At 72.8% G+C, this 25,948-nt stretch carries 24 protein-coding genes, 1 tRNA gene, 1 pseudogene and 1 riboswitch; of the genes and pseudogenes, 22 read left to right on the forward strand and 4 right to left on the reverse strand.

Going from position 1 to position 25,948, the window contains the following annotated elements; translation table 11 throughout:
* The 5 genes from ispG to RIM90_RS13950 all read left to right on the forward strand — a co-directional run.
* Positions 1-1,096: flavodoxin-dependent (E)-4-hydroxy-3-methylbut-2-enyl-diphosphate synthase (gene ispG / locus RIM90_RS13930; RefSeq protein WP_309060995.1), on the forward strand; the 1,096-nt coding region annotated here is incomplete at its 5' end.
* 28 nt (positions 1,097-1,124) lie between these two features.
* Entirely contained in the window at positions 1,125-3,062 is a 1,938-nt protein-coding gene (gene dxs / locus RIM90_RS13935; RefSeq protein WP_309060996.1) for a 1-deoxy-D-xylulose-5-phosphate synthase, read from the forward strand.
* A complete protein-coding gene (locus tag RIM90_RS13940) occupies positions 3,059-4,474 on the forward strand; it encodes an aspartate aminotransferase family protein (RefSeq protein ID WP_309060997.1) in 1,416 nt (471 codons plus the stop codon). The genes dxs and RIM90_RS13940 overlap by 4 nt, the downstream gene beginning before the upstream one ends.
* A gap of 71 nt (positions 4,475-4,545) precedes the next feature.
* Positions 4,546-5,169 (forward strand): XRE family transcriptional regulator, encoded by a 624-nt coding sequence (locus tag RIM90_RS13945; protein WP_309060998.1) that lies wholly within the window; start codon positions 4,546-4,548, stop codon positions 5,167-5,169.
* Positions 5,166-5,294, forward strand: a complete 129-nt coding sequence (locus RIM90_RS13950) for a DUF6126 family protein (RefSeq protein WP_309060999.1) — start codon at positions 5,166-5,168, stop codon at positions 5,292-5,294. Before RIM90_RS13945 ends, RIM90_RS13950 begins: the two co-directional genes overlap by 4 nt.
* Before the next feature lie 9 nt (positions 5,295-5,303).
* Here RIM90_RS13950 and RIM90_RS13955 read toward each other — a convergent pair whose 3' ends face one another.
* Positions 5,304-6,101, reverse strand: a complete 798-nt coding sequence (locus RIM90_RS13955) for a tyrosine-protein phosphatase (protein ID WP_309061000.1) — start codon at positions 6,099-6,101, stop codon at positions 5,304-5,306.
* Between the two features lie 168 nt (positions 6,102-6,269).
* On the opposite strand from RIM90_RS13955, the gene RIM90_RS13960 reads away from it, so the two are divergent.
* The 3 genes from RIM90_RS13960 (at position 6,270) to RIM90_RS13970 (ending at position 10,819) form a co-directional block, all read left to right on the forward strand.
* On the forward strand, positions 6,270-8,378 hold the full coding sequence (locus tag RIM90_RS13960) for an alpha-galactosidase (RefSeq protein ID WP_309061001.1): 2,109 nt from the start codon (positions 6,270-6,272) through the stop codon (positions 8,376-8,378).
* A gap of 314 nt (positions 8,379-8,692) precedes the next feature.
* A riboswitch (cyclic di-AMP (ydaO/yuaA leader) is annotated at positions 8,693-8,854 on the forward strand.
* A gap of 4 nt (positions 8,855-8,858) precedes the next feature.
* Complete coding sequence (locus RIM90_RS13965) at positions 8,859-9,827, forward strand: LysM peptidoglycan-binding domain-containing M23 family metallopeptidase (protein WP_309061002.1); 969 nt, start codon at positions 8,859-8,861, stop codon at positions 9,825-9,827.
* A gap of 206 nt (positions 9,828-10,033) precedes the next feature.
* On the forward strand, positions 10,034-10,819 hold the full coding sequence (locus tag RIM90_RS13970; RefSeq protein WP_309061029.1) for an SGNH/GDSL hydrolase family protein: 786 nt from the start codon (positions 10,034-10,036) through the stop codon (positions 10,817-10,819).
* 148 nt (positions 10,820-10,967) lie between these two features.
* Here the strand turns inward: RIM90_RS13970 and RIM90_RS13975 are convergent, their stop codons facing one another.
* The gene (locus RIM90_RS13975) at positions 10,968-11,588 is read right to left on the reverse strand and encodes a TetR/AcrR family transcriptional regulator (protein WP_309061003.1); all 621 of its coding nucleotides are present in this window, start codon (positions 11,586-11,588) and stop codon (positions 10,968-10,970) included.
* A gap of 190 nt (positions 11,589-11,778) precedes the next feature.
* Between RIM90_RS13975 and RIM90_RS13980 the strand changes: the two genes are divergently transcribed.
* The 13 genes and pseudogenes from RIM90_RS13980 (at position 11,779) to RIM90_RS14040 (ending at position 23,373) form a co-directional block, all read left to right on the forward strand.
* Positions 11,779-12,972 (forward strand): MBL fold metallo-hydrolase, encoded by a 1,194-nt coding sequence (locus tag RIM90_RS13980; protein ID WP_309061004.1) that lies wholly within the window; start codon positions 11,779-11,781, stop codon positions 12,970-12,972.
* Positions 12,973-13,040: 68 nt separating this feature from the next.
* Positions 13,041-13,336: pseudogene (locus RIM90_RS13985) on the forward strand (hypothetical protein); the annotation flags it as partial.
* Positions 13,337-13,997: 661 nt separating this feature from the next.
* Complete coding sequence (locus tag RIM90_RS13990) at positions 13,998-15,902, forward strand: ATP-binding protein (RefSeq protein ID WP_309061005.1); 1,905 nt, start codon at positions 13,998-14,000, stop codon at positions 15,900-15,902.
* A 92-nt stretch (positions 15,903-15,994) separates the two neighbouring features.
* Entirely contained in the window at positions 15,995-16,429 is a 435-nt protein-coding gene (locus RIM90_RS13995; protein ID WP_309061006.1) for a roadblock/LC7 domain-containing protein, read from the forward strand.
* A gap of 2 nt (positions 16,430-16,431) precedes the next feature.
* The gene (locus RIM90_RS14000) at positions 16,432-16,803 is read left to right on the forward strand and encodes a DUF742 domain-containing protein (protein ID WP_309061007.1); all 372 of its coding nucleotides are present in this window, start codon (positions 16,432-16,434) and stop codon (positions 16,801-16,803) included.
* Positions 16,781-17,398 carry an ATP/GTP-binding protein gene (locus tag RIM90_RS14005; protein ID WP_309061008.1) on the forward strand — a complete coding sequence of 206 codons (618 nt, stop codon included), beginning with the start codon at positions 16,781-16,783 and terminating at the stop codon, positions 17,396-17,398. The genes RIM90_RS14000 and RIM90_RS14005 overlap by 23 nt, the downstream gene beginning before the upstream one ends.
* 59 nt (positions 17,399-17,457) lie before the next feature.
* Positions 17,458-18,033 carry a GAF domain-containing protein gene (locus tag RIM90_RS14010; protein ID WP_309061009.1) on the forward strand — a complete coding sequence of 192 codons (576 nt, stop codon included), beginning with the start codon at positions 17,458-17,460 and terminating at the stop codon, positions 18,031-18,033.
* Between the two features lie 182 nt (positions 18,034-18,215).
* A complete protein-coding gene (gene tdh, locus RIM90_RS14015) occupies positions 18,216-19,244 on the forward strand; it encodes an L-threonine 3-dehydrogenase (protein ID WP_309061010.1) in 1,029 nt (342 codons plus the stop codon).
* A 39-nt stretch (positions 19,245-19,283) separates the two neighbouring features.
* Positions 19,284-20,483 carry a glycine C-acetyltransferase gene (locus RIM90_RS14020; protein WP_309061011.1) on the forward strand — a complete coding sequence of 400 codons (1,200 nt, stop codon included), beginning with the start codon at positions 19,284-19,286 and terminating at the stop codon, positions 20,481-20,483.
* 36 nt (positions 20,484-20,519) lie between these two features.
* Positions 20,520-21,425 carry a LysR family transcriptional regulator gene (locus tag RIM90_RS14025; RefSeq protein WP_309061012.1) on the forward strand — a complete coding sequence of 302 codons (906 nt, stop codon included), beginning with the start codon at positions 20,520-20,522 and terminating at the stop codon, positions 21,423-21,425.
* A 431-nt stretch (positions 21,426-21,856) separates the two neighbouring features.
* Positions 21,857-22,441 (forward strand): XRE family transcriptional regulator, encoded by a 585-nt coding sequence (locus RIM90_RS14030; protein ID WP_309061013.1) that lies wholly within the window; start codon positions 21,857-21,859, stop codon positions 22,439-22,441.
* Complete coding sequence (locus tag RIM90_RS14035; RefSeq protein WP_309061014.1) at positions 22,438-22,983, forward strand: GNAT family N-acetyltransferase; 546 nt, start codon at positions 22,438-22,440, stop codon at positions 22,981-22,983. The genes RIM90_RS14030 and RIM90_RS14035 overlap by 4 nt, the downstream gene beginning before the upstream one ends.
* A 30-nt stretch (positions 22,984-23,013) precedes the next feature.
* Positions 23,014-23,373 carry an MmcQ/YjbR family DNA-binding protein gene (locus tag RIM90_RS14040; protein WP_309061015.1) on the forward strand — a complete coding sequence of 120 codons (360 nt, stop codon included), beginning with the start codon at positions 23,014-23,016 and terminating at the stop codon, positions 23,371-23,373.
* 533 nt (positions 23,374-23,906) lie between these two features.
* Here the strand turns inward: RIM90_RS14040 and RIM90_RS14050 are convergent.
* Together RIM90_RS14050 and RIM90_RS14055 are read right to left on the reverse strand one after the other, a co-directional pair.
* Positions 23,907-24,830 carry a transketolase gene (locus RIM90_RS14050; RefSeq protein ID WP_309061016.1) on the reverse strand — a complete coding sequence of 308 codons (924 nt, stop codon included), beginning with the start codon at positions 24,828-24,830 and terminating at the stop codon, positions 23,907-23,909.
* Between the two features lie 53 nt (positions 24,831-24,883).
* Positions 24,884-25,591, reverse strand: coding sequence for a transketolase (locus RIM90_RS14055; RefSeq protein ID WP_309061017.1), 708 nt, complete (start codon positions 25,589-25,591; stop codon positions 24,884-24,886).
* 145 nt (positions 25,592-25,736) lie between these two features.
* Between RIM90_RS14055 and RIM90_RS14060 the strand changes: the two genes are divergently transcribed.
* Positions 25,737-25,810 (forward strand) — tRNA-Pro (locus RIM90_RS14060).
* Positions 25,811-25,948 lie beyond the last annotated feature (138 nt).

Here is a 25,948-nt window from a genome sequence, read left to right on the forward strand (position 1 = left end):
GAGCCGGCAGATCCAGGTCGGGTCGGTGGCGGTGGGCGGGGACGCTCCGGTGTCCGTGCAGTCGATGACGACGACGCGTACGTCCGACATCGGTGCGACGCTCCAGCAGATCGCCGAGCTGACCGCGTCCGGCTGCCAGATCGTGCGGGTGGCCTGTCCGACCCAGGACGACGCCGACGCGCTGGCGACCATCGCCCGCAAGTCGCAGATCCCGGTGATCGCCGACATCCACTTCCAGCCCAAGTACGTCTTCGCCGCGATCGAGGCGGGCTGCGCGGCGGTCCGGGTGAACCCGGGCAACATCAAGAAGTTCGACGACCAGGTCAGGGAGATCGCCCGGGCGGCCCGCGACCACGGCACCCCGATCCGCATCGGCGTCAACGCCGGCTCGCTGGACCGGCGGCTGCTGCAGAAGTACGGCAAGGCCACGCCCGAGGCGCTGGTGGAGTCGGCGCTGTGGGAGGCGTCGCTGTTCGAGGAGCACGACTTCCGGGACATCAAGATCTCCGTCAAGCACAACGACCCGGTCGTGATGATCGAGGCCTACCGGCAGCTCGCCGAGCAGTGCGACTACCCGCTGCACCTCGGGGTGACCGAGGCCGGCCCGGCGTTCCAGGGCACGATCAAGTCGGCCGTCGCCTTCGGTGCGCTGCTCTCCCAGGGCATCGGTGACACCATCCGGGTCTCGCTGTCGGCGCCGCCGGTCGAGGAGGTCAAGGTCGGCATCCAGATCCTGGAGTCGCTCAACCTGCGCCGGCGGGGTCTGGAGATCGTCTCCTGCCCGTCCTGCGGGCGGGCCCAGGTGGATGTCTACAAGCTCGCCGAGGAGGTCACCGCGGGTCTGACCGGGATGGACGTGCCGCTGCGCGTGGCGGTGATGGGCTGTGTGGTCAACGGTCCCGGCGAGGCCCGGGAGGCCGACCTCGGTGTCGCCTCGGGCAACGGCAAGGGGCAGATCTTCGTCAAGGGCGAGGTCATCAAGACCGTCCCCGAGTCGAAGATCGTGGAGACCCTGATCGACGAGGCGATGAAGCTCGCCGAGCAGATGGAGAAGGACGGCGCAGCGCCGGGGGAGCCGGCCGTCACCGTGAGCTGAACAGCACGGAACCGAAGGGGGCCCGAGCGTGACGATTCTGGAGAGCATCCGGCAACCACGCGACCTGAAGGCGCTGTCCGAGGCGGAACTCGGCGAACTGTCCCAGGAGATCAGGGAGTTCCTGGTGCACGCGGTGGCCAGAACCGGTGGCCATCTCGGACCCAACCTGGGGGTGGTGGAACTCACCGTCGCCCTGCACCGGGTCTTCGAGTCACCGGTCGACCGGATCCTGTGGGACACCGGCCACCAGAGTTACGTGCACAAGCTCCTGACCGGCCGTCAGGACTTCTCCAAGCTGCGCGGCAAGGGCGGCCTGTCCGGCTACCCCTCGCGCGAGGAGTCCGAGCACGACGTCATCGAGAACAGCCACGCCTCCACGGCGCTCGGCTGGGCCGACGGGCTCGCCAAGGCCCGCCAGGTGCAGGGGGAGCGGGGCCACGTCGTCGCGGTGATCGGTGACGGCGCGCTGACCGGCGGCATGGCCTGGGAGGCGCTGAACAACATCGCCGCCGCCAAGGACCGCCCGTTGATCATCGTCGTCAACGACAACGAGCGCTCCTACGCCCCGACCATCGGCGGCCTCGCCAACCACCTCGCGACCCTGCGCACCACCGACGGCTACGAACGCGTGCTGGCCTGGGGCAAGGACGTACTGCAGCGCACGCCCGTGATCGGCCCCACCCTCTACGAGGCCCTGCACGGCGCGAAGAAGGGCTTCAAGGACGCGTTCGCCCCCCAGGGCCTCTTCGAGGACCTGGGCCTGAAGTACGTGGGACCGATCGACGGTCACGACATCAAGGCCGTGGAGTCCGCGCTGCGCCGCGCCAAGCGCTTCCACGGCCCCGTCCTGGTCCACTGCCTCACCGAGAAGGGCCGGGGCTACGAACCCGCCCTGGCCCACGAGGAGGACCACTTCCACACCGTCGGCGTCATGGACCCGCTCACCTGCGCGCCGCTCGCGCCGTCCGGCGGACCGTCCTGGACCTCGGTGTTCGGCGAGGAGATCGTCCGGATCGGGGAGGAACGCGAGGACGTGGTGGCGATAACCGCCGCCATGCTGCATCCGGTCGGCCTGGGCGCCTTCGCCGAGCGGTTCCCGGACCGGGTGTGGGACGTCGGCATCGCCGAGCAGCACGCGGCCGTGTCCGCGGCGGGCCTGGCGACCGGCGGCCTGCACCCGGTCGTCGCCGTCTACGCCACCTTCCTCAACCGCGCCTTCGACCAGCTGCTGATGGACGTGGCACTGCACCGCTGCGGGGTCACCTTCGTGCTGGACCGGGCCGGTGTCACCGGCGTCGACGGGCCTTCGCACAACGGCATGTGGGACCTGTCCGTCCTCCAGGTCGTCCCCGGCCTGCGCATCGCCGCGCCCCGCGACGCCGACCAGCTGCGCGCCCAGCTGCGCGAGGCGGTCGCCGTCGACGACGCGCCGACCCTGCTGCGGTTCCCGAAGGAGTCCGTCGGCCCGGCCGTCCCGGCGCTCGACCGGGTCGGCGGCCTGGACGTGCTGCACCGCGCCGACGATCCCCGCGTGCTGCTGGTCGCCGTCGGCGTCATGGCCACCGTCTGCCTGCAGGCCGCCGAACTGCTCGAGGCGCGCGGCGTCGGGTGCACCGTGGTCGACCCCCGCTGGGTCAAACCCGTCGACCCGGCCCTGCCCGAACTGGCCGCCCGGCACCGTCTGGTGGCCGTCGTCGAGGACAACAGCCGGGCGGCCGGGGTCGGTTCGGCGGTGGCGCTGGCGCTGGGCGACGCCGAGGTCGACGTGCCCGTGCGGCGGTTCGGCATCCCGGAGCAGTTCCTCGCGCACGCCAAGCGCGGCGAGGTGCTCGCCGACATCGGCCTGACACCGGTCGAGATCGCCGGACGGATCAGCGCGAGCCTCGCCGTCAAGGCAGGGCTGACGGAACAGCCACCGGACCGACAGCCGGAACAGTCACCGGACCGACAGGAGCACCAGGCATGACCACTGCGGAGTCAGCGTCGGAGTCGTCGCGGACGGGGGATTTCGACCTCGGCGCGCTGCTGGCCGAGCGCGGGGCCGAGCGCTACGAGCTGCACGCCCGGTACCTCAACCACCAGCTCCCGCGCATGCTGCACACCATCGGCTTCGACAAGGTCTACGAGCGTGCCGAGGGCGCCCACTTCTGGGACGCGGACGGCAACGACTACCTGGACATGCTCGCCGGGTTCGGGGTGATGGGCCTGGGCCGGCACCACCCCGTGGTCCGCAAGGCGCTGCACGACGTCCTGGACGCCTCCCTCGCCGACCTCACCCGCTTCGACTGCCAGCCGCTGCCCGGGCTGCTGGCCGAGAAGCTGCTCGCGCACAGCCCCCACCTGGACCGGGTCTTCTTCGGCAACAGCGGTACGGAGGCGGTCGAGGGCGCGCTGAAGTTCGCCCGGTACGTGACCGGCAGGCCACGCGTCCTGTACTGCGAGCACGCCTTCCACGGCCTGACCACCGGCTCCCTGTCCGTCAACGGCGAGCCCGGCTTCCGGGACGGGTTCGCCCCGCTGCTGCCCGACACGGCCGTACCGCTCGGTGATCTGGACGCGCTGGAGCGGGAGCTGCGGAAGGGGGACGTCGCCGCCCTGATCGTCGAGCCGATCCAGGGCAAGGGCGTGCACGAGGCCCCGCCCGGCTATCTGCGCGCCGCGCAGGAGCTGCTGCACCGGCACAGGGCGCTGCTGATCGCCGACGAGGTGCAGACCGGACTGGGGCGGACCGGCGACTTCTACGCCTACCAGCACGAGGAGGGGGTCGAGCCGGACCTGGTGTGCGTGGCCAAGGCGCTCTCCGGCGGATATGTGCCGGTGGGCGCCACGATCGGCAGGGACTGGATCTTCCGGAAGGTCTACTCGTCGATGGACCGGGTGCTGGTCCACTCGGCCAGCTTCGGGGCCAACGCCCAGGCGATGGCGGCCGGCCTCGCGGTGCTGTCGGTCATGGAGGACGAGCAGATCGTCGCGAACGTCCGGGCCACCGGAGAACTGCTGCGCACCCGGCTGGCCGCACTGACCGAGAAGTACGAGCTGCTCGCCGAGGTCCGGGGCCGGGGCCTGATGATCGGCATCGAGTTCGGCCGGCCCCGGTCGCTGAAGCTGCGCGGCCGCTGGGCCATGCTCCAGGCCGCCCGCAAGGGACTTTTCGCGCAGATGGTGGTCGTACCGCTGCTGCAACGGCACCGGATCCTCACCCAGGTCTCCGGTGATCACATGGAGGTGATCAAGCTGATCCCGCCGCTGATCATCGGCGAGCGGGAGGTGGACCGGTTCGTGGACGCCTTCACCGCGGTGATGGACGACGCGCACGACGGCGGCCTGGTGTGGGACTTCGGCAGGACGCTGGTGAAGCAGGCGGTCGCCCACCGCTGACCGCACCCGGCCCGCTTTGCCTGCGAGGCAAGAAAATTGCCCCTGGGGTAAAACTCCGGCTGAATGGAGGCATGAGCCCCTCCGAGACGGAGCCGCCGGCCGAGCCGGCCGGTGCGCTCCCCGTGGTCGCGCCACAGCTGCGCGCCCTGCGGCGGCGGGCCTCCCTGACACTGGAGGCCGCCGCCCGCGACGCGGGTCTGTCGCCCGCCCATCTCTCCCGGCTGGAGACCGGGCAGCGCCAGCCCTCGCTCCCGATGCTGCTCTCCCTCGCCCGCACCTACGGTACGACGGTCTCCGAGCTGCTCGGTGAGACGGCCGCCGACCGGGACGCCGTGGTGCGCGCCGCCGACATGGAGCCCACGGCCGCGGGCGGCTGGACGTACTGGCCGGCCGGCGCCCCCGGGCGCGGCATGCAGGCCCTGCGGGTGCGGGTGCCGCACGGCTCCCAGGGCGACATCGTGCGCGTCCACCCCGGCGAAGAGTGGCTGTACGTCCTCAAGGGGCGGCTGCGGCTGCGGCTCGGGGACACCCTGCACCGCCTCGACCCGGGCGACAGCGCGCACTTCGACTCGCTGACGCCCCACCGCATCGCCGCCGCCGACGCCGACGGGGTCGAGCTCCTGTTCGTCCACACCCTGCTGCAGAGTCCCACGGCCGCGCTGTGCCTGGGCCCGACCCACGGAGAAGCGCCATGACCGGCAAGAACATGGAGGAGAAGTTCCCCCGCGCCCTGTGGGTGAGGCTGTTCATCTACGTCGTCGTGGGGCACCTCTTCGCGGCCTTCATCTACTTCCTGTTCGAGGTGGCTCCGAAGAAGTAGGCCCCGGCCTCAGTCGAGAAGGCGCTCGCGCAGCCGCTCCCGGGTCTCGGGGGTGAGCCCGAGCGCCTTCTCCAGGTAGGGGTCCACGCCGCCCCAGGTCTCCTCGATGGTCTCGAAGGCGGCCGACAGGTACTCCGCGCGCGCGTCGAACAGCGGGTTGAGCAGCTCCATGACCTCGGGGGAATAGGCCGAGGCGGAGCTGCTGCTGCGGTGCACCTTGTAGCGGCGGTGCTTGGCGTTGGACTTCAGGTAGTCGTCGAAGATCGCGTCCCGCTCGACGCCCAGCGCGAGCAGCGTCACCGCCACCGACAGGCCCGCCCGGTCCTTGCCCGCCGCACAGTGCATCAGCGCGGGGACGCTGTCCTCGGCGAGCGCGTGCAGCACCCGGGAGTGCTCGGCGGTGCGCTGCTTGATGGTCATGCGGTACGAGGCGATCATCCGGTCCGCGCCCTTGCCGTCCGCGAGGATCGAGCGCAGCTGGTCCAGGTCGCCGTCGCGCACCATCTTCCAGAACTCCGCGCCGTCGGCCGGGTCGCTCAGCGGCAGGTTCACATTGCGCACGCCCGGCAGCTCGACGTCCGGCCCCTCCAGCTTCTGGTCGGCCGAGTTGCGGAAGTCGAAGATCGTGTGCAGTCCCAGGGAGGACAGGAAGGCGGCGTCCTCCTCGGTCGCGTGGGCGAGATGACCGCTGCGGAACAACACCCCGTGCCGCACCCGCCGACCGTCCACGGTCGGCAGTCCGCCCACGTCGCGGAAGTTGCGCACGCCGGCCAGCTCGGGTTCGGTCGACGGGATTTGCTGCGTCACGGGGGCTCCTCCCACTCGGTGCCGCCGGCGCGGCTCGTCGACGGACACCACTTGACGATACGACATGGCTGCCCGGGGCAATGAGTTGTCCACAGGCATTGCCGCCGGCCCCGGCGCCCCCGATGATGTTGGTGCCTGATCGTGTCTGTTCGAGTCTGTGGGGGATCGATGCCGGAGGTGTCGGAGGACGGTCGCACGTGGCTCCTGTCGGGGCCGACGAGCAGCTACGCGGTCCACCTCACGGACCGCGACGAGCTGGTGCACCTGCACTGGGGCCCGAGGATCGCGCTCGCCGACGCCCAGGCCCTCGCTCGGCGCCCGCTGCCGGACTACTGGCCGTTCGAGTCCCCGCTGGACGGGCGCGAGGAGTACCCCGTCGAAGGCGGTCCCCGTTTCGTCCGCCCCGCCCTGTCCGTGCGCACGCGCGAGCGGCGCGGCACCGAGTGGGCCTTCGAGGGCCACGAGAGCGACGCCGGCGAGCTCCGGCTCCGCTTCCGTGACGGCGGGCTGACCGTGACCCTGCACTACCGGATGCGCGACGACGTGATCGAGCGCTGGGTGACGCTCGACAACCAGGGGCCGGCCGTCGAGGTGCTGCGCGCCGACTCCGCCACCTGGACCCTGCCCGACCGCGAGCCGTGGCGGCTGTCCCGGCTGCACGGCCGCTGGGCCGCGGAGTCCCGGCTGACACGCTCCCCGCTCGACCACGGCGAGGCGGTCATCGGCAGCCGCCGCGGCCACACCGGACACCAGCACCTGCCGTGGGTCGCGCTCGACACCGACGCCACCGAGGAGCGCGGCGAGGTCTACGGCTGCGCCCTCGGCTGGTCGGGCTCCTGGCGGATCGCGGTCGCCCGGCTGCCCGACGCGCGCGTGCAGATCACCGGTGGCGCGGGGCACGACGACTCGGGTCTGCTGATGCTGGGCACGGGCGAGACCCACGTCACTCCGGTCTTCGCGGGGCTGTGGAGCGACGGCGGCTTCGGCGGCGCCAGCCGCGCGTGGCACGCCTACCAGCGGAGGTACGTCGTCCCGGACGCGGAGCGGGACCGGCCCGTGCTGTTCAACTCCTGGGAGGCCACCGGGTTCGACATCTCCGAGGAGCGGCAGCGGGTGCTCGCGGCGCGGGCCGCCGCGATGGGCGTGGAGCTGTTCGTGGTCGACGACGGATGGTTCGGGGCCCGCACGAGCGACCGGGCCGGACTCGGCGACTGGACGCCCAACCCCGACCGCTTCCCCGGCGGCCTGAAGCCGCTCGCCGACCATGTGCACGGGCTGGGCATGCGGTTCGGCATCTGGGTCGAGCCGGAGATGGTCAACCCGGACAGCGACCTGTACCGCGCCCACCCGGACTGGGTGCAGTTCCAGCCCGGGCGCAGACGTACGGAGTTCCGCAACCAGCTCGTCCTCAACCTCGCCCGCCCCGATGTCCGGGAGTACCTCTGGGAACAGCTCGACGGACTGCTCTCCAGTGCCCCGATCGACTACGTGAAGTGGGACTTCAACCGCTGCTTCACCGACGCGGGCTGGCCCGGCGACCCGTACCCGCAGCGGCTGTGGACCGAGCACGTGCACGCCCTGTACGCCCTGCTGGACCGGCTGCGGGCGGCCCACCCGGGCGTGTCCTTCGAGTCCTGTTCGGGCGGCGGCGGGCGGATCGACCTCGGCATCCTCGGCCGCACGGACCAGGTGTGGACCTCGGACAACACCGATCCGCTCGACCGGCTCGCCATCCAGTACGGCTTCAGTCAGATCCACCCGGCGCGGGTCATGGCCGCCTGGGTCACCGACAGCCCGAACGCCATGCTGAACGGACGGGTCAGCTCCCTGCGCTTCCGGTTCGTCAGCGCCATGGCCGGGGTGCTCGGGGTCGGCGGTGACCTCACGCGGTGGACCGAGGAGGAACTGGCCGAGGCGCGGGAGTGGGTCGCGCTCTACAAGGAGATCCGGCCCGTCGTCCAGCGCGGTGAGCTGTACCGGCTGCGCGCCCCGGAGGGCGGACTGAGCGCGGTGCAGTACGTCCTCGGTGACGAGACCGTCGTCCTCGCCTGGCTCCAGGCGCAGCACTACGGGGAGCCCGTGCCCGCGCTCCGGCTGCGGGGCCTCGACGCGACGTCCTCGTACGAATGCCGCGGTGGGGGTCCCTCCCGCTCGAGCGGAGCCGAGGGCTTGGGGGAGGGCGAAGTGCACCGGGGTGCCGTGTTGCTGCACCACGGTCTGCGCACCGGTCTGCGCGGCGATCTGGACGCCGCGGTGTTCCGATTGCGGCGCCTGTGATCGGCTGATTCGGGCGTTCTGTCCGATTAGGTGCATTAGGTATAACGTGCCCCGAAAGAAAGGGAGATGGGGGAGGGGTGCGTGAGCATCGTCATATCCGTGACGATGTGTTGTCGCCATGCTCACGTAATTCAGCCGGATGACAAGGGAATTCGGAGAGGAATCGGAATCCCGGTTGACGCTCGGTGACGCCTTTCGTGCCTGTGGATCACGGAAAAAGGGGTTCGGGGGGAACCTCGCGCTTGTCCCTTCGCGTCCTGGTCGCTTACGTTCGCCACCGATCCGGACGGACGCCTAATCCTGCCGCCGTCCGGGGCCCGCACACACTGACCCGTGTACGGCAGGAGCGGGGGACCCACAGGTACGACTGCCTGTTCCGGTCTCCGGAACGGCTTGGGGTTAAGTCGCGTCGCAGCGCGGCCGGGCATCTCCAGCCCGAACCCGACAGCTCACCTCGTAGGCGCCGGAGAGGAATTCGTCATGCCCGCGAAGGGTAAGCACCGCCGTACCAAGACCCAGCGTCTCACCCGTTCCATCGCCGTCGCCGGAACCGGTGGCGCCGCGCTCGCCCTGCCGCTCCTCGGCGCCACCGGCGCTCACGCCGCCACGCCGCAGGCGGCTCCCGAAAAGGCCGTCCAGTCCCTTTCCGTCTCCGGCCAGAAGGCCGCCGCGGAGAAGAACGGCGAGGCCCGCACGTACACCGTGAAGGCCGGCGACTACCTCGCGAAGATCGCCACGAACGAGGACGTCGACGGTGGCTGGAAGAAGCTCTACGCGGACAACCGCGAGGCCATCGGTGACGACCCCTCGCTCATCCACCCCGGTCTGAAGCTCTCGATCGACGGCGAGGCCGCCAACAGCGCGCCGCAGAAGTCCTCCCCGTCGAACGCGTCCGCGTCCGCTTCCTCCGACGCCTCGAAGTCCTCGTCGTCCGAGAAGCCCGCCGCCCAGCCGTCGCAGTCCTCGGAGTCCGAGAAGTCCGCCGAGTCCGCGCAGTCCGCCTCCTCGGACACCACGTCCGCCAACCAGGCCGCGAGCGCCTCCGGTTACAGCTCCCCGGTGCCCGGCGGCGGCGTCGGCACCGGCTACAAGGTGGCCGGCAGCATGTGGTCCAGCGGCTACCACACCGGTGTCGACTTCAGCATTCCGACCGGCACCTCCCTGAAGGCCGTCGGCGCCGGCACGGTCGTCTCCGCGGGCTGGGCCGGCGCGTACGGCAACCAGGTCGTCATCAAGCTCAACGACGGCTACTACGCCCAGTACGCCCACCTGTCCTCGCTGTCCGTCTCGGCCGGCCAGACCGTGAGCGCCGGTCAGCAGGTCGGCCTCTCCGGCTCGACCGGCAACTCCACCGGCCCGCACCTGCACTTCGAGATCCGCACCTCGCCGAACTACGGCTCGGACGTGGACCCGGTCTCGTACCTCCGCTCGAAGGGCGTCTCCCTCTGACCCCCGCGAGACGACCTGCCTGACACGCCGCCGAAGGCCGGATCCCGATCCCCGGATCCGGCCTTCGGCGTGTTCCGGAACCGACCGAGTCCTGGGAAGTGGCTTATCTCACCGTCCGTCAACCCCTTCCTACGGTCGCGTAAGTCACATTCGAAGGTGAATCATGTGCTGTTGTGGCAGACGATTCGAAGAGTGACAGCAGAGCAGTGATCGGGTCGTACGTGGCGGTGGGGGACAGCTTCACCGAGGGTGTCGGCGACCCCGGCCCCGACGGGGCGTTCGTCGGCTGGGCCGACCGGTTCGCCGTGCTTCTCGCCGACCGCCGGCCCGAGGGCGACTTCCGGTACGCGAATCTCGCGGTGCGCGGCAAACTGCTGGACCAGATCGTGGCGGACCAGCTTCCCCGGGCCGTCGAACTCGCCCCCGACCTGGTCTCCTTCTGCGCGGGCGGCAACGACATCATCCGCCCGGGCAGCGACCCGGACGAGGTGGCCGAGCGCTTCGAGCGGGCGATCGCCGCCCTCGCGGCCGCGTGCGGCACGGTCATGGTGACGACCGGGTTCGACACCCGCGGCGTGCCCGTGCTCAAGCATCTGCGCGGCAAGATCGCCACGTACAACGGGCATGTGCGGGCCATCGCCGACCGGTACGGCTGCCCCGTGCTCGACCTGTGGTCCCTCAAGAGCGTGCAGGACCGCAGGGCCTGGGACGCCGACCGGCTGCACCTGTCGCCCGAGGGGCACACGCGCGTGGCGCTCCGCGCGGGCCAGGTCCTCGGCCTGGAGGTCCCGGCCGACCCGGAACAGCCCTGGCCGCCCCTGCCGCCCCGCGGCACGCTCGAGATCCGGCGGGACGACGTCCACTGGGCCCGTCAGTACCTGGTGCCGTGGATCGGGCGCCGCCTGCGCGGGGAATCGTCGGGCGACCACGTGACGGCCAAGGGGACACTGTCGCCGGACGACATCAAGGTGCGGATCGCGTCGGTGGCGTGAGCCCCGGTGCGGTGAGCCGCGTCACCGGACGACGGGACGCGGCTCACCGGCGCGCCCCCGGAACTCCGCCGGAAACGCGACGCGCCGCGGGGCCGGCCGCGCACGGGGGCGCCGGCCACCGGGCCCCGCGGGGCGCGCCGGCCCCGGCTCAGCGTGCCGGCGCCGTCAGCGCCCTCCGGTCCAGGCCCAGTTCCCGGGCCAGTGCCTCGTCCGCCCACGCGCGTGCCCGCGCCCGCGACACCGCGCCGTCGTAGGACGTCAGCTGCACCGCGAGTCCGTCGAGCAGGGCGGTCAGCCGCAGGGCCGACGCGGCGGGGTCCGGGCACCGGAACTCGCCCGCCGCCACACCCTGGGCGATGACCTCGGTGAGCGCGGCCTTCCACCGCCGGTCGAGGTCCCGCGTGACCTCCCGCAGCGCCGGCTCGCGCAGGGCCATCGCCCAGCCCTCGATCCACAGCCGCCAGCCCTTGGCCCGGCCCGTGGGGGCGTACCACCGTACGGCCGCCCGCAGCCGGCGCACGGCCGTCGTGCGACGGCCGAGCAGCTTGCGCAGATGCGCGAGGTCGTCCTCGGCCGCGTGGGCGAAGGCGGCGGCGACCAGCTTCTCCTTCGTCGAGAAGTGATAGAGCACCAGTGCGTTGCTCACACCGAGCGCCGAGGCCACGTCGGAGACCCTGACCGCCGCCACACCCCGCATCTCGATCTGCTCGACGGCGGCCCGCAGCATCTCCCCGCGCCGCTCGGCCACGCTCAACCGCACCCTGGTCACGCCGTTCACCCTAGTCCGCCGCCCCATGCGCCGCCCAACGACCCCGTCCCTCACGGGTGTTCGTGCGAGGGGCCGCTCCCGAGGGCCGTGATCACAGGCCGTCCCGCGGGGCCCGTGCACCCCGTCCGGCCTCCGGCGCCGGACCGGCCGCACATAATGGAATGCCCGACCGACTCCACTGGGAGGCACCGTGGCCGATCTCCGTTCTCAGAGCCCCGGGCTCCGCGCGCTGCGGCCCGCGGCCTTCGGCGCGGACCCCAGCGGTGAGCGCATGGCGCGCATCCGCAGATCCCCGCACTTCAAGGACGGGGTGTTCCAGAATCCCGGCGGCACCGCCCGGACCCGTCCGTCGGGCTCGACGCGGGACCTGGCGAAGGTCTTCCTCGACAAGGACTCCCGGTCGCGGCGCGCCCCCAGGGGCGCGGTGCCGGTGCACGCCACCACCCTCGCCGACCTCTCCCGGCCCCCCGTCACCGGGCTGCGCCTGACCTGGATGGGCCACTCCAGCGTGCTCGCGGAGATCGACGGGCAACGGGTCCTGTTCGACCCGGTGTGGGGCGAGCGCTGCTCCCCGTTCCCCTTCGCCGGACCCAGGCGGCTGCACCCCGCGCCCCTGCCGCTGGCCGCGCTCGGACCGGTCGACGCCGTCGTCATCTCGCACGACCACTACGACCACCTGGACCTGCCCAGCATCAGGGCGCTGGCCGGCACGGACACCCTGTTCGCCGTACCGCTGGGCGTCGGTGCGCACCTGGAGCACTGGGGCGTGTCCGCCGGCCGGCTGCGCGAGCTGGACTGGCACGAGACGACGAGGATCGGCGGACTCACCCTGACCGCCACCCCGGCCCGCCACTTCTGCGGCCGTGGCCTGCGCAACACCCAGCACACCCTGTGGGCCTCCTGGGTGGTCGCCGGGGAGGAGCACCGGATCTACCACAGCGGTGACACCGGCTACTTCGAGGGCTTCAGGGACATCGGCGCCGAGCACGGCCCGTTCGACGTCACGATGATCCAGGTCGGCGCGTACTCGGACTTCTGGCCCGACATCCACATGACGCCCGAGGAGGGCGTCCGGTCGCATCTCGACCTGCAGGACGGCGATCCGGCGGCCGGCGTGCTGCTGCCCATCCACTGGGGCACCTTCAACCTCGCGCCGCACCCGTGGGCGGAGCCCGCGGAGTGGATGCGGGACGCCGCGGGGGAGGCCGGGACGGCGGTCGCCCTCCCGCGGCCCGGAGAGCCCTTCGAACCGGCCGGGGAGCTTCCCGCCGATCCTTGGTGGCGGACCGTTTCCGCACCGATCGGGCGGCCGTGGCGCCGCCGTACGGCACCGGCGGCCGAGGTTTCCCCTCCGGCCGGTCTGGAATCGGCGGGCGAGCGGTGACGCCGGCGGGGGCGACCCCGCCGCCACGGCCCGGACGCCGGACCGCGTGATGACGGGGATCCGGCACCCGGGGGCGCAGCACACCGGGGCGCACCATGCGTGACCTCCCGGCGGCCGGACCGGCGGCGACCGGTACCTGGTGCTCGGCCTCGGCACGGGGCAGGCCGCCGGCCTCGCCGTGCCGCCCGGCCGGGACGAGCTGATCGCGTACGGGCCGCTGCTGTCCGACGACGGCGACACCCGGCTGGGCACGGCGGCGCCGGTGCGGGCGCCGGACCCGGACACGGCACGCGGCGTCCTGACCCGGGACCGGTACGCCGACATCGAGGTCCACCACCGGCGGTTCGGCGGGCGGCCGCCGTGAGCCGGGCGTCGGCAGCTACTCTGAGTGATGTTCTGGCCGGTGGAATCGGACGGGCCGGCGCCTCCTCGCGGGGTCGGAGGGCCGGCCGCGAGCGGACGGGGCGGGGAGGGTGGCGACCGGGAGGGGTGAGGGCTCCCCGGCCCCGCATCCTCCGTGTGATCGCTTGTGGCCAGGTCGAATCGACCTTCTTTCGATTGTGACCCCTCACCCCGGAGGGTTATCGGTCTGTCGTACGGAACCTCATACCAGAGCGGGATGCTGTCCGCATGAGTTTGTCAACTGCCCACCGCGGATGATGCGGTGGCGACTACGGTGAGTGTCGGTCGGGCGGCGCATGGCCGGCACCTTCGGCCTGCCCGGGCTCTCCCGACCGGTACGGCGACACCGCTGACGACTCGGGTCGACGGGCGCACCGCGCCGCCGGGCCGCGTCGATCGGCGTCGATCAGGTCGGATCAGGGAGCGGGGACGGGCACGTGCAGGCACAAGGCGGACGAGGGAGCCGGCGGGGCGACGGGCCCCGCCGCCAGGGCCCGGCGGACGCCCCGGGCACGACCGGCACGCCGGTGTCCACCGGCACCATGGCCGAGGCCCGGGAGCCCGGCCGTACCGCCGTGCGCTCCCCCGGAAACCGGAACCGACGGACCGGTTCGAGGACGCCGATGCCCGACCCCCGTGTTCCGGCCGCCCGCCCGGACCGGCGCGAGGGCGGGCGCCACGGGCGTCCGCCCGCCCGGACCGCTCCCGCGCTGCCCGAGACGCACATACGGTCCCACCTGCTGCGCCTCGCCGTCCTCCCGCCCATCGCGGTGGCCCTCAGCGCCTGTGCGGCCGTGCTGTTCACCGTTCGCTCGACCGGAGTGCGGCCGGGCCTCACCCTGTGGGGCGTGCTCGGCGGCGCGACGTCGGTGACGCTCGCCGGCATCGTCATCGCCGCCGTGGCCGCCGACCGCGCCGCCCGGTCCGTGCACGACCGCATCGGCGCGCTGCGCCGGAGCACCGCCCGGCGCGAGGCCGACCTGCGCACCCTCGTGGAGACGCTGCACCGGGGGGACGGCCCGCCCCCGCACCGGCAGCAGGAGGAACCGGCCGCGGACGCCGACGACTTCGACCTGCTCGCCGCCGACCTCGCCCGCGCGCACGACGGCGCCGTCACCGCCGTCGTGCAGGCGTCCCGGCTCTCCGGCCAGACGGACAGCGAACAGAAGCTCGAGGTGTTCGTCAACCTCGCCCGGCGCCTGCAGTCCCTGGTGCACCGGGAGATCTCGATCCTCGACGAGCTGGAGAACGAGATCGAGGACCCCGACCTGCTCAAGGGCCTCTTCCACGTCGACCACCTGGCCACCCGCATCCGCCGCCACGCCGAGAACCTCGCCGTGCTCGGCGGGGCCGTCTCCCGGCGGCAGTGGAGCAACCCGGTCTCCATGACCGAGGTGCTGCGCTCGGCCATCGCCGAGGTCGAGCAGTACTCCCGGGTCAAGCTCGTACCGCCGGTCGACGGCACCCTGCGCGGGCACGCCGTCGCCGACGTCATCCACCTGCTCGCCGAACTCGTCGAGAACGCCACGGTGTTCTCCGCCCCCCACACCCAGGTGCTGCTGCGGGCCAACCTCGTCACCTCCGGGCTCGCCGTCGAGGTCGAGGACCGCGGACTCGGCATGTCGGTCGGCGAACAGGACCGGATGAACGCCCTGCTCGCCGACCCCGGCCAGGTCAACGTCGCCAGCCTGCTGGCCGACGGCCGCATCGGTCTGTTCGTGGTCTCGCAACTCGCCAGGCGGCACGGCATCCGCGTCCGCCTCCAGACCAACATCTACGGCGGGGTCCAGGCCGTGCTCGTGGTGCCGCAGGCACTGCTCGGTACGGAGCCGGGGACCGCCGACGGCGGACAGGAGGCGGACCGGCAGCCGCACGACGGTGGCACCGGAACGGTCCCGACGCCCCGTCACACGCCGTCCGCCCCCTCACCCGGGGACGTGTCCGCACCGGGGACCGCGCACGGCGGCGGGCCGGTGCCGGGTCCCGGGGCGCCCCTCACACCCGTGGCACCCCCCGCCGTCCCGCGGCGGCACCGCAGGGAGAGCGTCCCCGCCCCGGCCACGTCGCCGCAGCGCGGCGCGGCCGCCCCGCCGCTGCCCGTGCGGGGTGCCCGCGCGGTGCGGCCCCACCCAGCCGAGGCCGTGCCCGGCGCCCACCACGACGACCGGCACGACCTCGCGGAGAACGGGAGCACCTCCCCCACCCCGCGCCCCGGCACGGTGCGCGGCACGATGGGCAAGCCTCAACTGCCCCGCCGCCGCGCCCAGGAGCACATCGCACCCCAACTGCGCGACGCCCCCGCCCCCCGCCAGGGCGCCGAACACGTCGCCGGCCACGACCCCGACCTGATGGCAGCCTTCCAACGGGGCTTCGGCCTCGCGGAGTCCCAGCAGCAGATGGAGCGTGACCAGGCGGACTCGGTCCGCCCCACGGGCGAGCGCCCCGCACCCGACGGGGCCGGGCCGGCGGGACCCGCACCCCGCACCGGCCACGCCGTCCGGCACGACGGGAGCGCACCCGCCGGATGACCACGCCGCACTCCACCCCGACGCCCACACCCACCCCCGCACCCCTGCCCAGCGCTCCGGCAGACCCTCGTATCCCAAGGAGTCGATCCACCATGGCGAGCGATGCGCCGACCGCCCATGTATCCGATCTCGACTGGCTGATGAGCGGCCTCGTGCAACGCGTACCGCACACCAGCAGCGCCGTACTGCTCTCGTGCGACGGACTGGTGAAGTCCGTGCACGGCCTCGACGCGGACAGCGCCGACCACATGGCCGCCCTGGCCTCCGGCCTGTACTCCCTCGGCCGCAGCGCAGGCGTTCGCTTCGGCGACGGCGGCGACGTCCGCCAGGTCGTCGTCGAGCTCGACTCGATGCTGCTGTTCGTCACCACCGCCGGCTCCGGCACCTGCCTCGCCGTGCTGGCCGGCCGCGAGGCCGACGCGGCAGTGCTCGGCTACGAGATGGCGATGCTGGTCAAGAGCGTCCGGCCGTATCTGATGACCGCCCCCCGGCAGCCGGCCGTCGAACCCACGGCGATGAGGCCTTGAGCGTGACGGCGGCCGGTGACGGACCCTGGCTCGACGACGCGGCCGGGCGGCTGGTGCGCCCGTTCACGGTCAGCAACGGCCGCACCCGGCCCACCGTCGCGCTCGACCTCATGTCGCAGGTGAGAGCCACCGGTTCCACCCCCCTCGGCTACCTCGGCCCCGAACACGCGCAGGCGCTCGACCTGTGCCGCGCACCCGTCCCGGTCGCCGAGGTCGCCGCCCACCTCAGGCTGCCGGTGGCCGTCACCAAGGTGCTGCTGGCGGACCTCGTCGACTGCGGGGCGCTGACCGACAAACCCCCCGCGTTCCACCACAATCCGACGGACCGGGCCCTTCTGGAGGCAGTGCTCGATGGACTACGACGACAGCTCTGACCGCGTCGACGGCGCCGACCCGTTCCCCACGGCACTCAAGATCCTCGTGGCGGGCGGGTTCGGTGTGGGCAAGACGACCTTCGTCGGCGCGGTCAGCGAGATCGCGCCGCTCAGCACCGAGGAACTCCTCACCACGGTCAGTGCCGGCACCGACAACCTGGACGGCATCGAGAACAAGGTCGAGACGACCGTGGCCATGGACTTCGGCCGCATCACCCTCGACGCGGAGCACGTGCTGTACCTGTTCGGCACGCCGGGCCAGGAGCGGTTCTGGTTCATGTGGGACGAGCTCTGCGAGGGCGCGCTCGGCGCGGTCGTCCTCGTCGACACCCGGCGCCTGGAGGAGTGCTTCGCCGCGGTCGACTTCTTCGAGCAGCGCGGCCTCGGCTTCATCGTCGCCGTCAACGAGTTCGACGGTGCCTTCCGCTACGACCCCGGGGAGGTGCGCGCCGCCCTCGACCTCCCCGAGGAGGTCCCCGTGGTGTGCTGCGACGCCCGGATCTCCAGCTCCGGCGTCCAGACCCTGCTGACCCTCGTCCGGCACCTCATCGCCCACGCCCCGGCTCCCGCGACCGGGTACGGCGCCCACATGTGACCCCCGCACACCTCACGGAGCCCGCCCATGATCTTCGCCCACACCCCGGGAGCCCGCCCATGAGCTACGACCCGCCGCGCCCGGCCGGTCGTCTGCTGCTCACCCCCGAGGACAAGGAGGCCCCGGCACGCACCCGCAGGCTGCGCCGGCTGGGACTGGGGGACCGTCCCGAGCCCGCGCTGGACGCCTTCGCGTACGGCCTCGCCGAGCTCACGGGGGCGCCGTACGCCATGGTCAACTTCCTCGGCGAGAACGGGCAGTTCTTCGCGGGCCTGTACACCCCGGCCGTCGCGCCGGTCGTGCGCGGCGACGGCACCGGCGCCCTGCTGGGCCGGGCACAGCCCCGCGACCACGGGTTCTGCCCCCATGTGGTGGTCCGGCGCAAGGCGCTGGTGCTGGAGGACGTGACGGACTATCCGCGTTTCGCGGGCAATCCGGTCGTGGACGAGTTCGGCATCCGCTCCTACCTGGGCGCGCCGCTCGTCGACAGCACCGGCATGGTGCTCGGCACCGTCTCGGTCACCGACGTCCGGCCCAGGGCGTGGGGGCGGCCGGGGCTCGCGGCCATCAAGGAGCAGGCCGCGGACCTCGTCGTACGGCTGGAGCGGCGGGAGGACGACGGGCTGCCGCGGTGAGCCCGGGCGGCGCGGCCGGACGGGTGACGGCGTGAAGGAAAGCTGTGGCCGAGCTTAAGAAAACCTCGATGGACCGGTGAGGGTGGTGTACGGCAGATTGCAGTGCGATTCCACTTCCCTTCCCGGACCGGGGCCTCTTCGGCGTGCCCCGGCGCCGGCACTCACCCTCAGGAGCCGTAGCGTTGAAGGCGCTGGTCAAGGAGAAGGCGGAGCCCGGGCTGTGGCTCGCGGACGTCCCGGAGCCCGCCGTCGGACCCGGCGACGTGCTGATCAAGGTGCTGCGCACCGGTATCTGCGGCACCGACCTGCACATCCGGGCCTGGGACGGCTGGGCCCAGCAGGCGATCACCACCCCGCTGGTCGTCGGGCACGAGTTCGTCGGCGAGGTCGTCGGGACCGGCCGGGACGTCACCGACATCAAGACCGGTGACCGGGTCAGCGGCGAGGGGCACCTGGTGTGCGGCAAGTGCCGCAACTGCCTGGCCGGACGCCGGCACCTGTGCCGGGCCACGGTCGGGCTCGGGGTCGGGCGCGACGGCGCCTTCGCCGAGTACGTCGTGCTCCCCGCCACCAACGTCTGGGTGCACCGCGTCCCCGTCGACCTCGACGTCGCCGCGATCTTCGACCCGTTCGGCAACGCCGTGCACACCGCCCTGTCCTTCCCGCTCGTCGGCGAGGACGTCCTGATCACGGGGGCCGGCCCGATCGGCCTGATGGCCGCCGCGGTGGCCCGGCACGCCGGCGCGCGCAACGTCGTGATCACCGACGTCAGCGAGGAGCGTCTGGAACTCGCCCGCAAGATCGGGGTGAGCCTGGCGCTGAACGTCGCCGAGTCGACCATCGCCGACGGTCAGCACGCCCTCGGCCTGCGCGAGGGCTTCGACATCGGCCTGGAGATGTCCGGCCGTCCCGAGGCCATGCGGGACATGATCGCCAACATGACGCACGGCGGCCGGATCGCGATGCTGGGCCTGCCCGCCGAGGAGTTCCCGGTCGACTGGGCCCGGATCGTCACCTCGATGATCACCGTCAAGGGCATCTACGGCCGTGAGATGTTCGAGACCTGGTACGCCATGTCGGTCCTGCTGGAGGGCGGCCTGGACCTCGCGCCCGTCATCACCGGCCGCTACGGCTACCGCGACTTCGAGGCGGCCTTCGAGGACGCGGCGAGCGGCCGGGGCGGCAAGGTCATCCTCGACTGGACCGCCTGACTTCCCCACCTCACCCGCACGCACCTTCAGGGAGCCCCCATGTTCGACTCCGTGCGCGACGACCTGCGCGCCACCCTCGACGAGATCCGCGCCGCCGGACTGCACAAGCCCGAGCGCGTCATCGGCACCCCGCAGTCGGCCACCGTGAACGTCACCGCCGGCGGCCGTCCCGGCGAGGTCCTCAACTTCTGCGCCAACAACTACCTGGGCCTCGCCGACCACCCCGAGGTGATCGCCGCCGCCCACGAGGCACTCGACCGCTGGGGCTACGGCATGGCGTCCGTCCGCTTCATCTGCGGCACCCAGGAGGTGCACAAGGAACTGGAGGCGCGGCTGTCGGCGTTCCTCGGCCAGGAGGACACGATCCTGTACTCCTCCTGCTTCGACGCCAACGGCGGCGTGTTCGAGACGCTGCTCGGCCCCGAGGACGCGGTGATCTCCGACGCCCTGAACCACGCGTCGATCATCGACGGCATCCGGCTGTCCAAGGCCCGCCGCTTCCGCTACGCCAACCGCGACATGGCGGACCTGGAACGGCAGCTGAAGGAGGCCACCGAGGGCGGTGCACGGCGCACGCTCATCGTCACCGACGGCGTCTTCTCCATGGACGGCTACGTGGCACCGCTGCGCGAGATCTGCGACCTCGCCGACCGCCACGGCGCCATGGTCATGGTCGACGACTCGCACGCCGTCGGCTTCGTCGGCCCCGGCGGGCGCGGGACGCCCGAGCTGCACGGCGTGATGGACCGCGTCGACATCATCACCGGCACCCTCGGCAAGGCGCTCGGCGGAGCCTCCGGCGGCTACGTCGCCGCCCGCGCGGAGATCGTCGCCCTGCTGCGCCAGCGCTCCCGCCCGTACCTGTTCTCCAACACGCTCGCCCCGGTGATCGCCGCGGCCTCCCTGAAGGTCCTCGACCTGCTGGAGTCGGCCGACGACCTGCGCGTCCGGCTCGCCGAGAACACCGCCCTGTTCCGCCGCCGGATGACCGAGGAGGGCTTCGACATCCTCCCCGGCGACCACGCCATCGCCCCCGTGATGATCGGCGACGCGGCCCGCGCCGGCCGCATGGCGGAGCTGCTGCTGGAGCGCGGGGTGTACGTGATCGGCTTCTCCTACCCCGTGGTGCCGCAGGGCCAGGCCCGGATCCGCGTCCAGCTGTCCGCCGCGCACTCCACCGCGGACGTGAACCGCGCGGTGGACGCCTTCGTGGCGGCCCGGGCGGAGCTCGACGCCTGAGCGGAGCACATCGCGGCATTTGAGAGAATCGGTCCCATGATCGAGGCGCGGCGGCTCCACATCCTCCGTGCGGTGGCCGACCACCGCACGGTCACGGCGGCAGCCGCCGCGCTGTACCTCACCCCCTCGGCCGTCTCCCAGCAGCTCGCCGCGCTGGAGCAGGAGACCGGCCACCGCCTGGTGGAGCGCGGTGCCAAGGGCGTACGGCTGACCCCGGCGGGCGAGATCCTGCTCAGCCACACCAACGCGGTCCTCGCCCAGCTGGAGCGGGCCGAGGCCGAGCTCGCCGCGTACGGCGCGGGCTCGGCCGGCACCGTCACGGTCGCCGCCTTCGCGACCGGTATCGCCGAGGTCGTCGCGCCCGCGGTGGCCCGTCTCGCCGCGTCCGCGCCCGGCATCCGCATCCGGGTGCAGGACGCCGAGGGCGACGCCAGCCTGCCGATGGTGCTGGACCGGCAGGTCGACGTCGCCGTGGCGGTCGAGTACCGCGGGGCACCGCCCGCCGACGACCCGCGGCTGACCCATGTACCGCTGTACGCCGAGCCGTTCGACGCGGTCGTCCCCGTCACCCACCGGCTGGCCGACTGTGCCGAGGTGCCGCTCGCCGAGCTGGCCAAGGACCCGTGGATCGGCCCGTACCCCGGTAACCCCTGCCATGACGTGGTCGTCCTGGCCTGCGAGAACGCCGGTTTCCAGCCCCGTCTGGAGCACTCCTCGGACGACTTCCGCGCGGTGGTCGCCCTCGCCTCGGCGGACGTGGGCGTCGCGCTGGTGCCCCGCTCGGCGCTGCGCGGGATGGACCTCGCGGGCGTCGTCGTCCGCCCGGTCGACGGTGTGGCGCCGACCCGCCGGGTCTTCGCCGCCGTGCGCCGGGGCGCCGAGGAGCATCCGCTGATCCGACCGGTGCTGGACGCGCTCCGCGCGGCGGCCGGGGTGGCGTAGGGAACCGGTCGGCGTCCCCGTCGCCAGGGGCGGGCCGCACGTCACCTCGCTGTCCGAGGAGGCGGCGGCGCACGCCGACACGGTCTTCACCGGTCCCGGCGAGGACACCTGGCCGCTGTTCCTGAGGGGCTTCCGCTGCGAGGACGCCCTCTTCCGGAGTCCGGGAACCGCACCAGGCACCGCGACCGGGACCTCTACGGCACCCGCCATGTCGTCTACGGCCCCAGGGGGATGACGGCGTGTCAGCCGGCGGGCGGTTGCCGGCGGGCCTGCCGCGACTTCCACCGCCGGGCCGGCCGTCCGGCGGGGCCCGGCGGCCCGGCCGGCCACCCCGAGGGGATGCGGCACCTCGCGTACGCGGGCGGCCCCCGGAGGCCGCCGGTGACGGGAACCACAGCCCTCCGTCTCTGTTCCGGGATATCATCCCGGATGTGAAACACGATGAGGCCGGGCCGGTTCCGGACCCCGTCGACGTCCGGCTCGGCGCGCGACTGGCCGAGCTCAGGGGCGAACACGGCTGGTCCCTCGGAGAGCTCGCGGAGCGCAGCGGGATCAGCCGGTCCACCCTGTCCCGGGCCGAGCGGGCGGAGACCAGTCCCACCGCCTCCCTGCTGAACCGCCTGTGCGCCGTCTACGGGCGCACCATGTCCCAGCTGCTCAGCGAGGTCGAAGCGGAGCCCCAGCCGGTGGTGCGGGCCGCCGAGCAGCCGGTGTGGGAGGACCGCGCCTCCGGCTTCGTCCGCCGCTCCGTCTCCCCGCCGCACGGCGGGCTGCGCGGCGAGCTCGTCGAGGGGCGGCTCGTCGCCGGAGCGGACCTCGCCTACGACCGGCCGCCCGTGCCCGGCCTGGAACAGCACATCTGGGTCCTGGACGGAACCCTCGCCGTGACGACCGAGGACGTCGAGCACCACCTCGCCGCCGGTGACTGCCTCAGGCTGCGCGTCTGGGGGCCCACCCGGTTCCGCTGCCCCGGGCCCGGAGGCGCGCGCTACGTACTGGCGGTGGTGCGGCCGTGAACATCACTCGCCCGGACGGGACTCGACTGCTCGAGCGGATCGGTGAGTTGGCCGACCTGCTGGCCGACACCGTGGACGGCGGCGCCTCCGTCGGCTTCCTCGCGCCGCTCGACCGCGCGGAGGCGGCCGCATGGTGGCAGGAACGGTCCGCCGCCGTCGCCGACGGCCGGCTCGTGGTGTGGGTGGCGCACGAGGGGCCGGGCCGGGTGCTGGGCACGGTGAGCCTCGCCCTGCCCGACAGGCCCAACAGCCGCCACCGCGCCGAACTGGTGAAGCTGATGGTGCACCGCACGGCCCGCGGCCGGGGTCTCGGCCGCAGGCTGCTGACCGTCGCGGAGGAGGAGGCCGCCGCGCGGGGCATCACCCTGCTGCACCTGGACACCGAGACCGACAGCCCCGCCGAGCGCCTCTACCGCTCGGCCGGCTGGACCCCCGTCGGCGCGATCCCCGACTACGCGGCGGATCCGGGCGGGGTGCTGCGGCCGACGACGATCTACTACAAACGTCTGGGAGCGGGCGCGATTTCCCCTTCCACCAGGTGATTGTCAGTGGTGGCCACTACGGTCCCTGCCATGCTCGAAGCCGAAGACGTACGACGGATCGCCCTGTCCCTGCCGGACACGACGGAGAAGGTCGCCTGGAGCATGCCCACGTTCCGGGTCGCGGGGAAGATGTTCGCCACCCTGCCCGAGGACGAGACCTCCATCGCGGTGCGCTGCCCGAAGGAGGAGCGCGACGAACTGGCCCTCGCCGAGCCGGAGAAGTTCTGGATCGCCGGCCACGAGGCGCAGTTCGCCTGGGTCAGGGTCCGCCTCGCCGCCCTGGAGGACGAGGCCGAACTCCGCGACATCCTCGCCGACTCCTGGCGCCAGGCGGCCCCGCCGCGCCTGCTGGAGGCGCACCCCCGCCTCGGCCTCCCGCACGCGGGCTGAAATTCCCGGGACGTTGTCAGTGCCCCGTGGCATGATCCGGGACCGTGAGCGGCAGCCGGGGCCGGAGGGGGGCTCCGGCTGCCGCCGCTCACCGGGGGGAGCCGGCCGGCGCACGGAGGACGGGGCTTTCCGTGCCGACCTCGTCGAAGGACGGCGGGAGTTCGGAGCGCGCACCTGACGGGGGCGTCATCGCGGCCGTCGCCGGGGCGGGACTGTCGCTCCGGGGGTGCCGGTGGGCGACCAGGGTGCGGACGCAGGTCCCGCCCGATGCCCTCAACCGCATCCACGCCTACGACGCGGCGGGCTCGCTCGCGATGACGCCGGCCGGCCAGGCCCCCGCGGGCCCCGCCGCCCCGGTGCTCGGAACGCGGCACGTACGGCCGGTCGCCGGGGCGACCGGCCTCGTCGTGGCGGCCGCCCTGCTCGTGATGCCCGCGATGCGCACCCCGGTCCCCGCCGAAGCGGTCCCGGCCGTCACGGACGCCGGCGCACAGGCGGCCCCGAGGGGCGCGCCCGGGAAGGGGGGGACCGCCTCACGCCCCCGTCGGCACCGCCCCGCCCGCGGCCAGGAACCCCCCGATGCGCTCCCGCAGCGACCGCGCGTCGAGGCCGTGGGCGGTGACGTGCTCCTCGATCCGCCCGTACCGCCGCAGCTCGGCCCGGCCCACGCCCAGTCCCAGCACCCGGTGCGGCACGTCGGCGAGCGCGTCGTTCGCCGCCGCCGTCGACGTACCCGCCAGATACGGCTCGACGAGGACGACGTCCGTCCCGGCCGTCCCGGTGGCGCGGCGCAGGCCGGCCGCGTCGAAGGGGCGGACGGTGGTGGCGTACAGGACGGTGACGTCGAGGCCCTCCGTGGCGTGGAGCACCGCGTCCAGCACCGGCCCGACGGCGACCACGACGCCGGAGCGCCCCTCGCGGACGGTGCGGAAGCGTTCCCCGTCCACGGGCAGGCCCTGCGCGTTGGACTGCACGGACAGCCGCACGTACACCTTGTCGTCGCCGGCGGCCACCGCGTGCCGCAGCAGCGCCTCGGCCTCGTCCGGATGTCCCGGCACGTGCACGGTCCAGCCGTCCAGGGTGTCCAGCAGCGCCACGTCCCCCGGAGCCATGTGCGTGTACCCGCCGGCCGGCCAGTCGAAGGAGGCGGCGGCGCTCACCAGCACCGCGCCCGCGCCCTGGTGCCCGAGATCCAGTTTGACCTGCTCGAAGGGCCGCTCGACGAGGAAGCTCGCGAAGGTGTGCACGACGGGCCGGAGCCCGGTGAGCGCCATGCCGGAGGCCGCCCCGATCAGGAGCTGCTCGCGGATGCCCACGTTGACGACCCGGTCCGGGTGCCGGCGCAGTGCCTCGGCGAAGCCGTCGGTGCCGATCTCGGCGAGGACGACCGCGACCCGCGGATCCTCGTCGAGCAGCCGGGTGACGACAGGGGCGAAACGATCACGCATGGTGTCCACGGGAATCGGTCCTTTCCACCATTCGAACCAACAGGAAGGAGGTGCAGGGGCGTTCAGGCGTTCTTGGGTTCGACCCGGGCCACGACCACGTGCGGCCGGCCCGGATGCGGTGCGGTGAACGCGGTGTACAGCGCTTCGTGGTCCCGGCCGTCGACCGTGAGCGCGGACCAGCCCGCCGCCTCGAAGCGGGCGACGATCCCGCCGGGCCGGGCGTGACTGGCGGAGGAGTTGTCGACGACCACGGTGTGCAGCCGTTCCAGACCGGCGGGCCCGGCGAAGGCGATCGCCTCGTGGTTGCTGCCCTCGTCCAGTTCGGCGTCCCCGATCAGGGTCCACACCCGCGGCTCGTCCAGTCCCTGCGCGCGCAACCCCAGCGCCGTGCCGACCGCGATCGGCAGCCCGTGCCCCAGCGACCCGCTGCCGATCTCGGCGCCCGGCACCAGGAGGCGGTCGGGGTGGTGGCCGAGGGGCGAGTCGTACGAGCCGAAACCGGTCAGCCAGTCCACGGGCAGGAACCCCTTGGCGGCCAGTACGGCGTAGTACGCCATCGGCCCGTGTCCCTTCGACAGCAGGAACCGGTCCCGCCCGGGGTCGTCCATCCGCTCCGGCCCGACCCGCAGCACCCGGTCGTAGAGCACCCACAGCACATCCAGCGTGGACGTCGCGGCCGGGCCGTGCTTCTCGTCGCCGGTCATCAGACCCATCAGCGCCGGCAGATCCGTGTATCCGTACGAACGTGCGTGTTCCTCGATGATCGTCATACGGCGATCGTGCAACCTCGACCAAGCTTCAGGTCAAGCCCTGCCGGGCGGCGATCCCCGATGAACGGGCGCGCGATCACCCCCTCGAGTGCGGTATGGTTTCCGTGCGCGTTCGGCCGGGGGAATCCCCAGGTCAGGCGGGCAACGGGACGTGGCGCAGCTTGGTAGCGCACTTGACTGGGGGTCAAGGGGTCGCAGGTTCAAATCCTGTCGTCCCGACTTGTGAAGCAGCAGGTCAGAGGCCGTATCGGAGATTCCGGTACGGCCTTTTCGGTATACCCCGGGATGCGGCGCCGACCGAGGATCCCGCGGGCCGGGCTTCCTCGCCGTGGCGTCGGCCGCCATGGGCGAGTCATT

It is taken from the genome of Streptomyces sp., from assembly GCF_031181555.1.
GTDB lineage: Bacteria > Actinomycetota > Actinomycetes > Streptomycetales > Streptomycetaceae > Streptomyces > Streptomyces fimbriatus.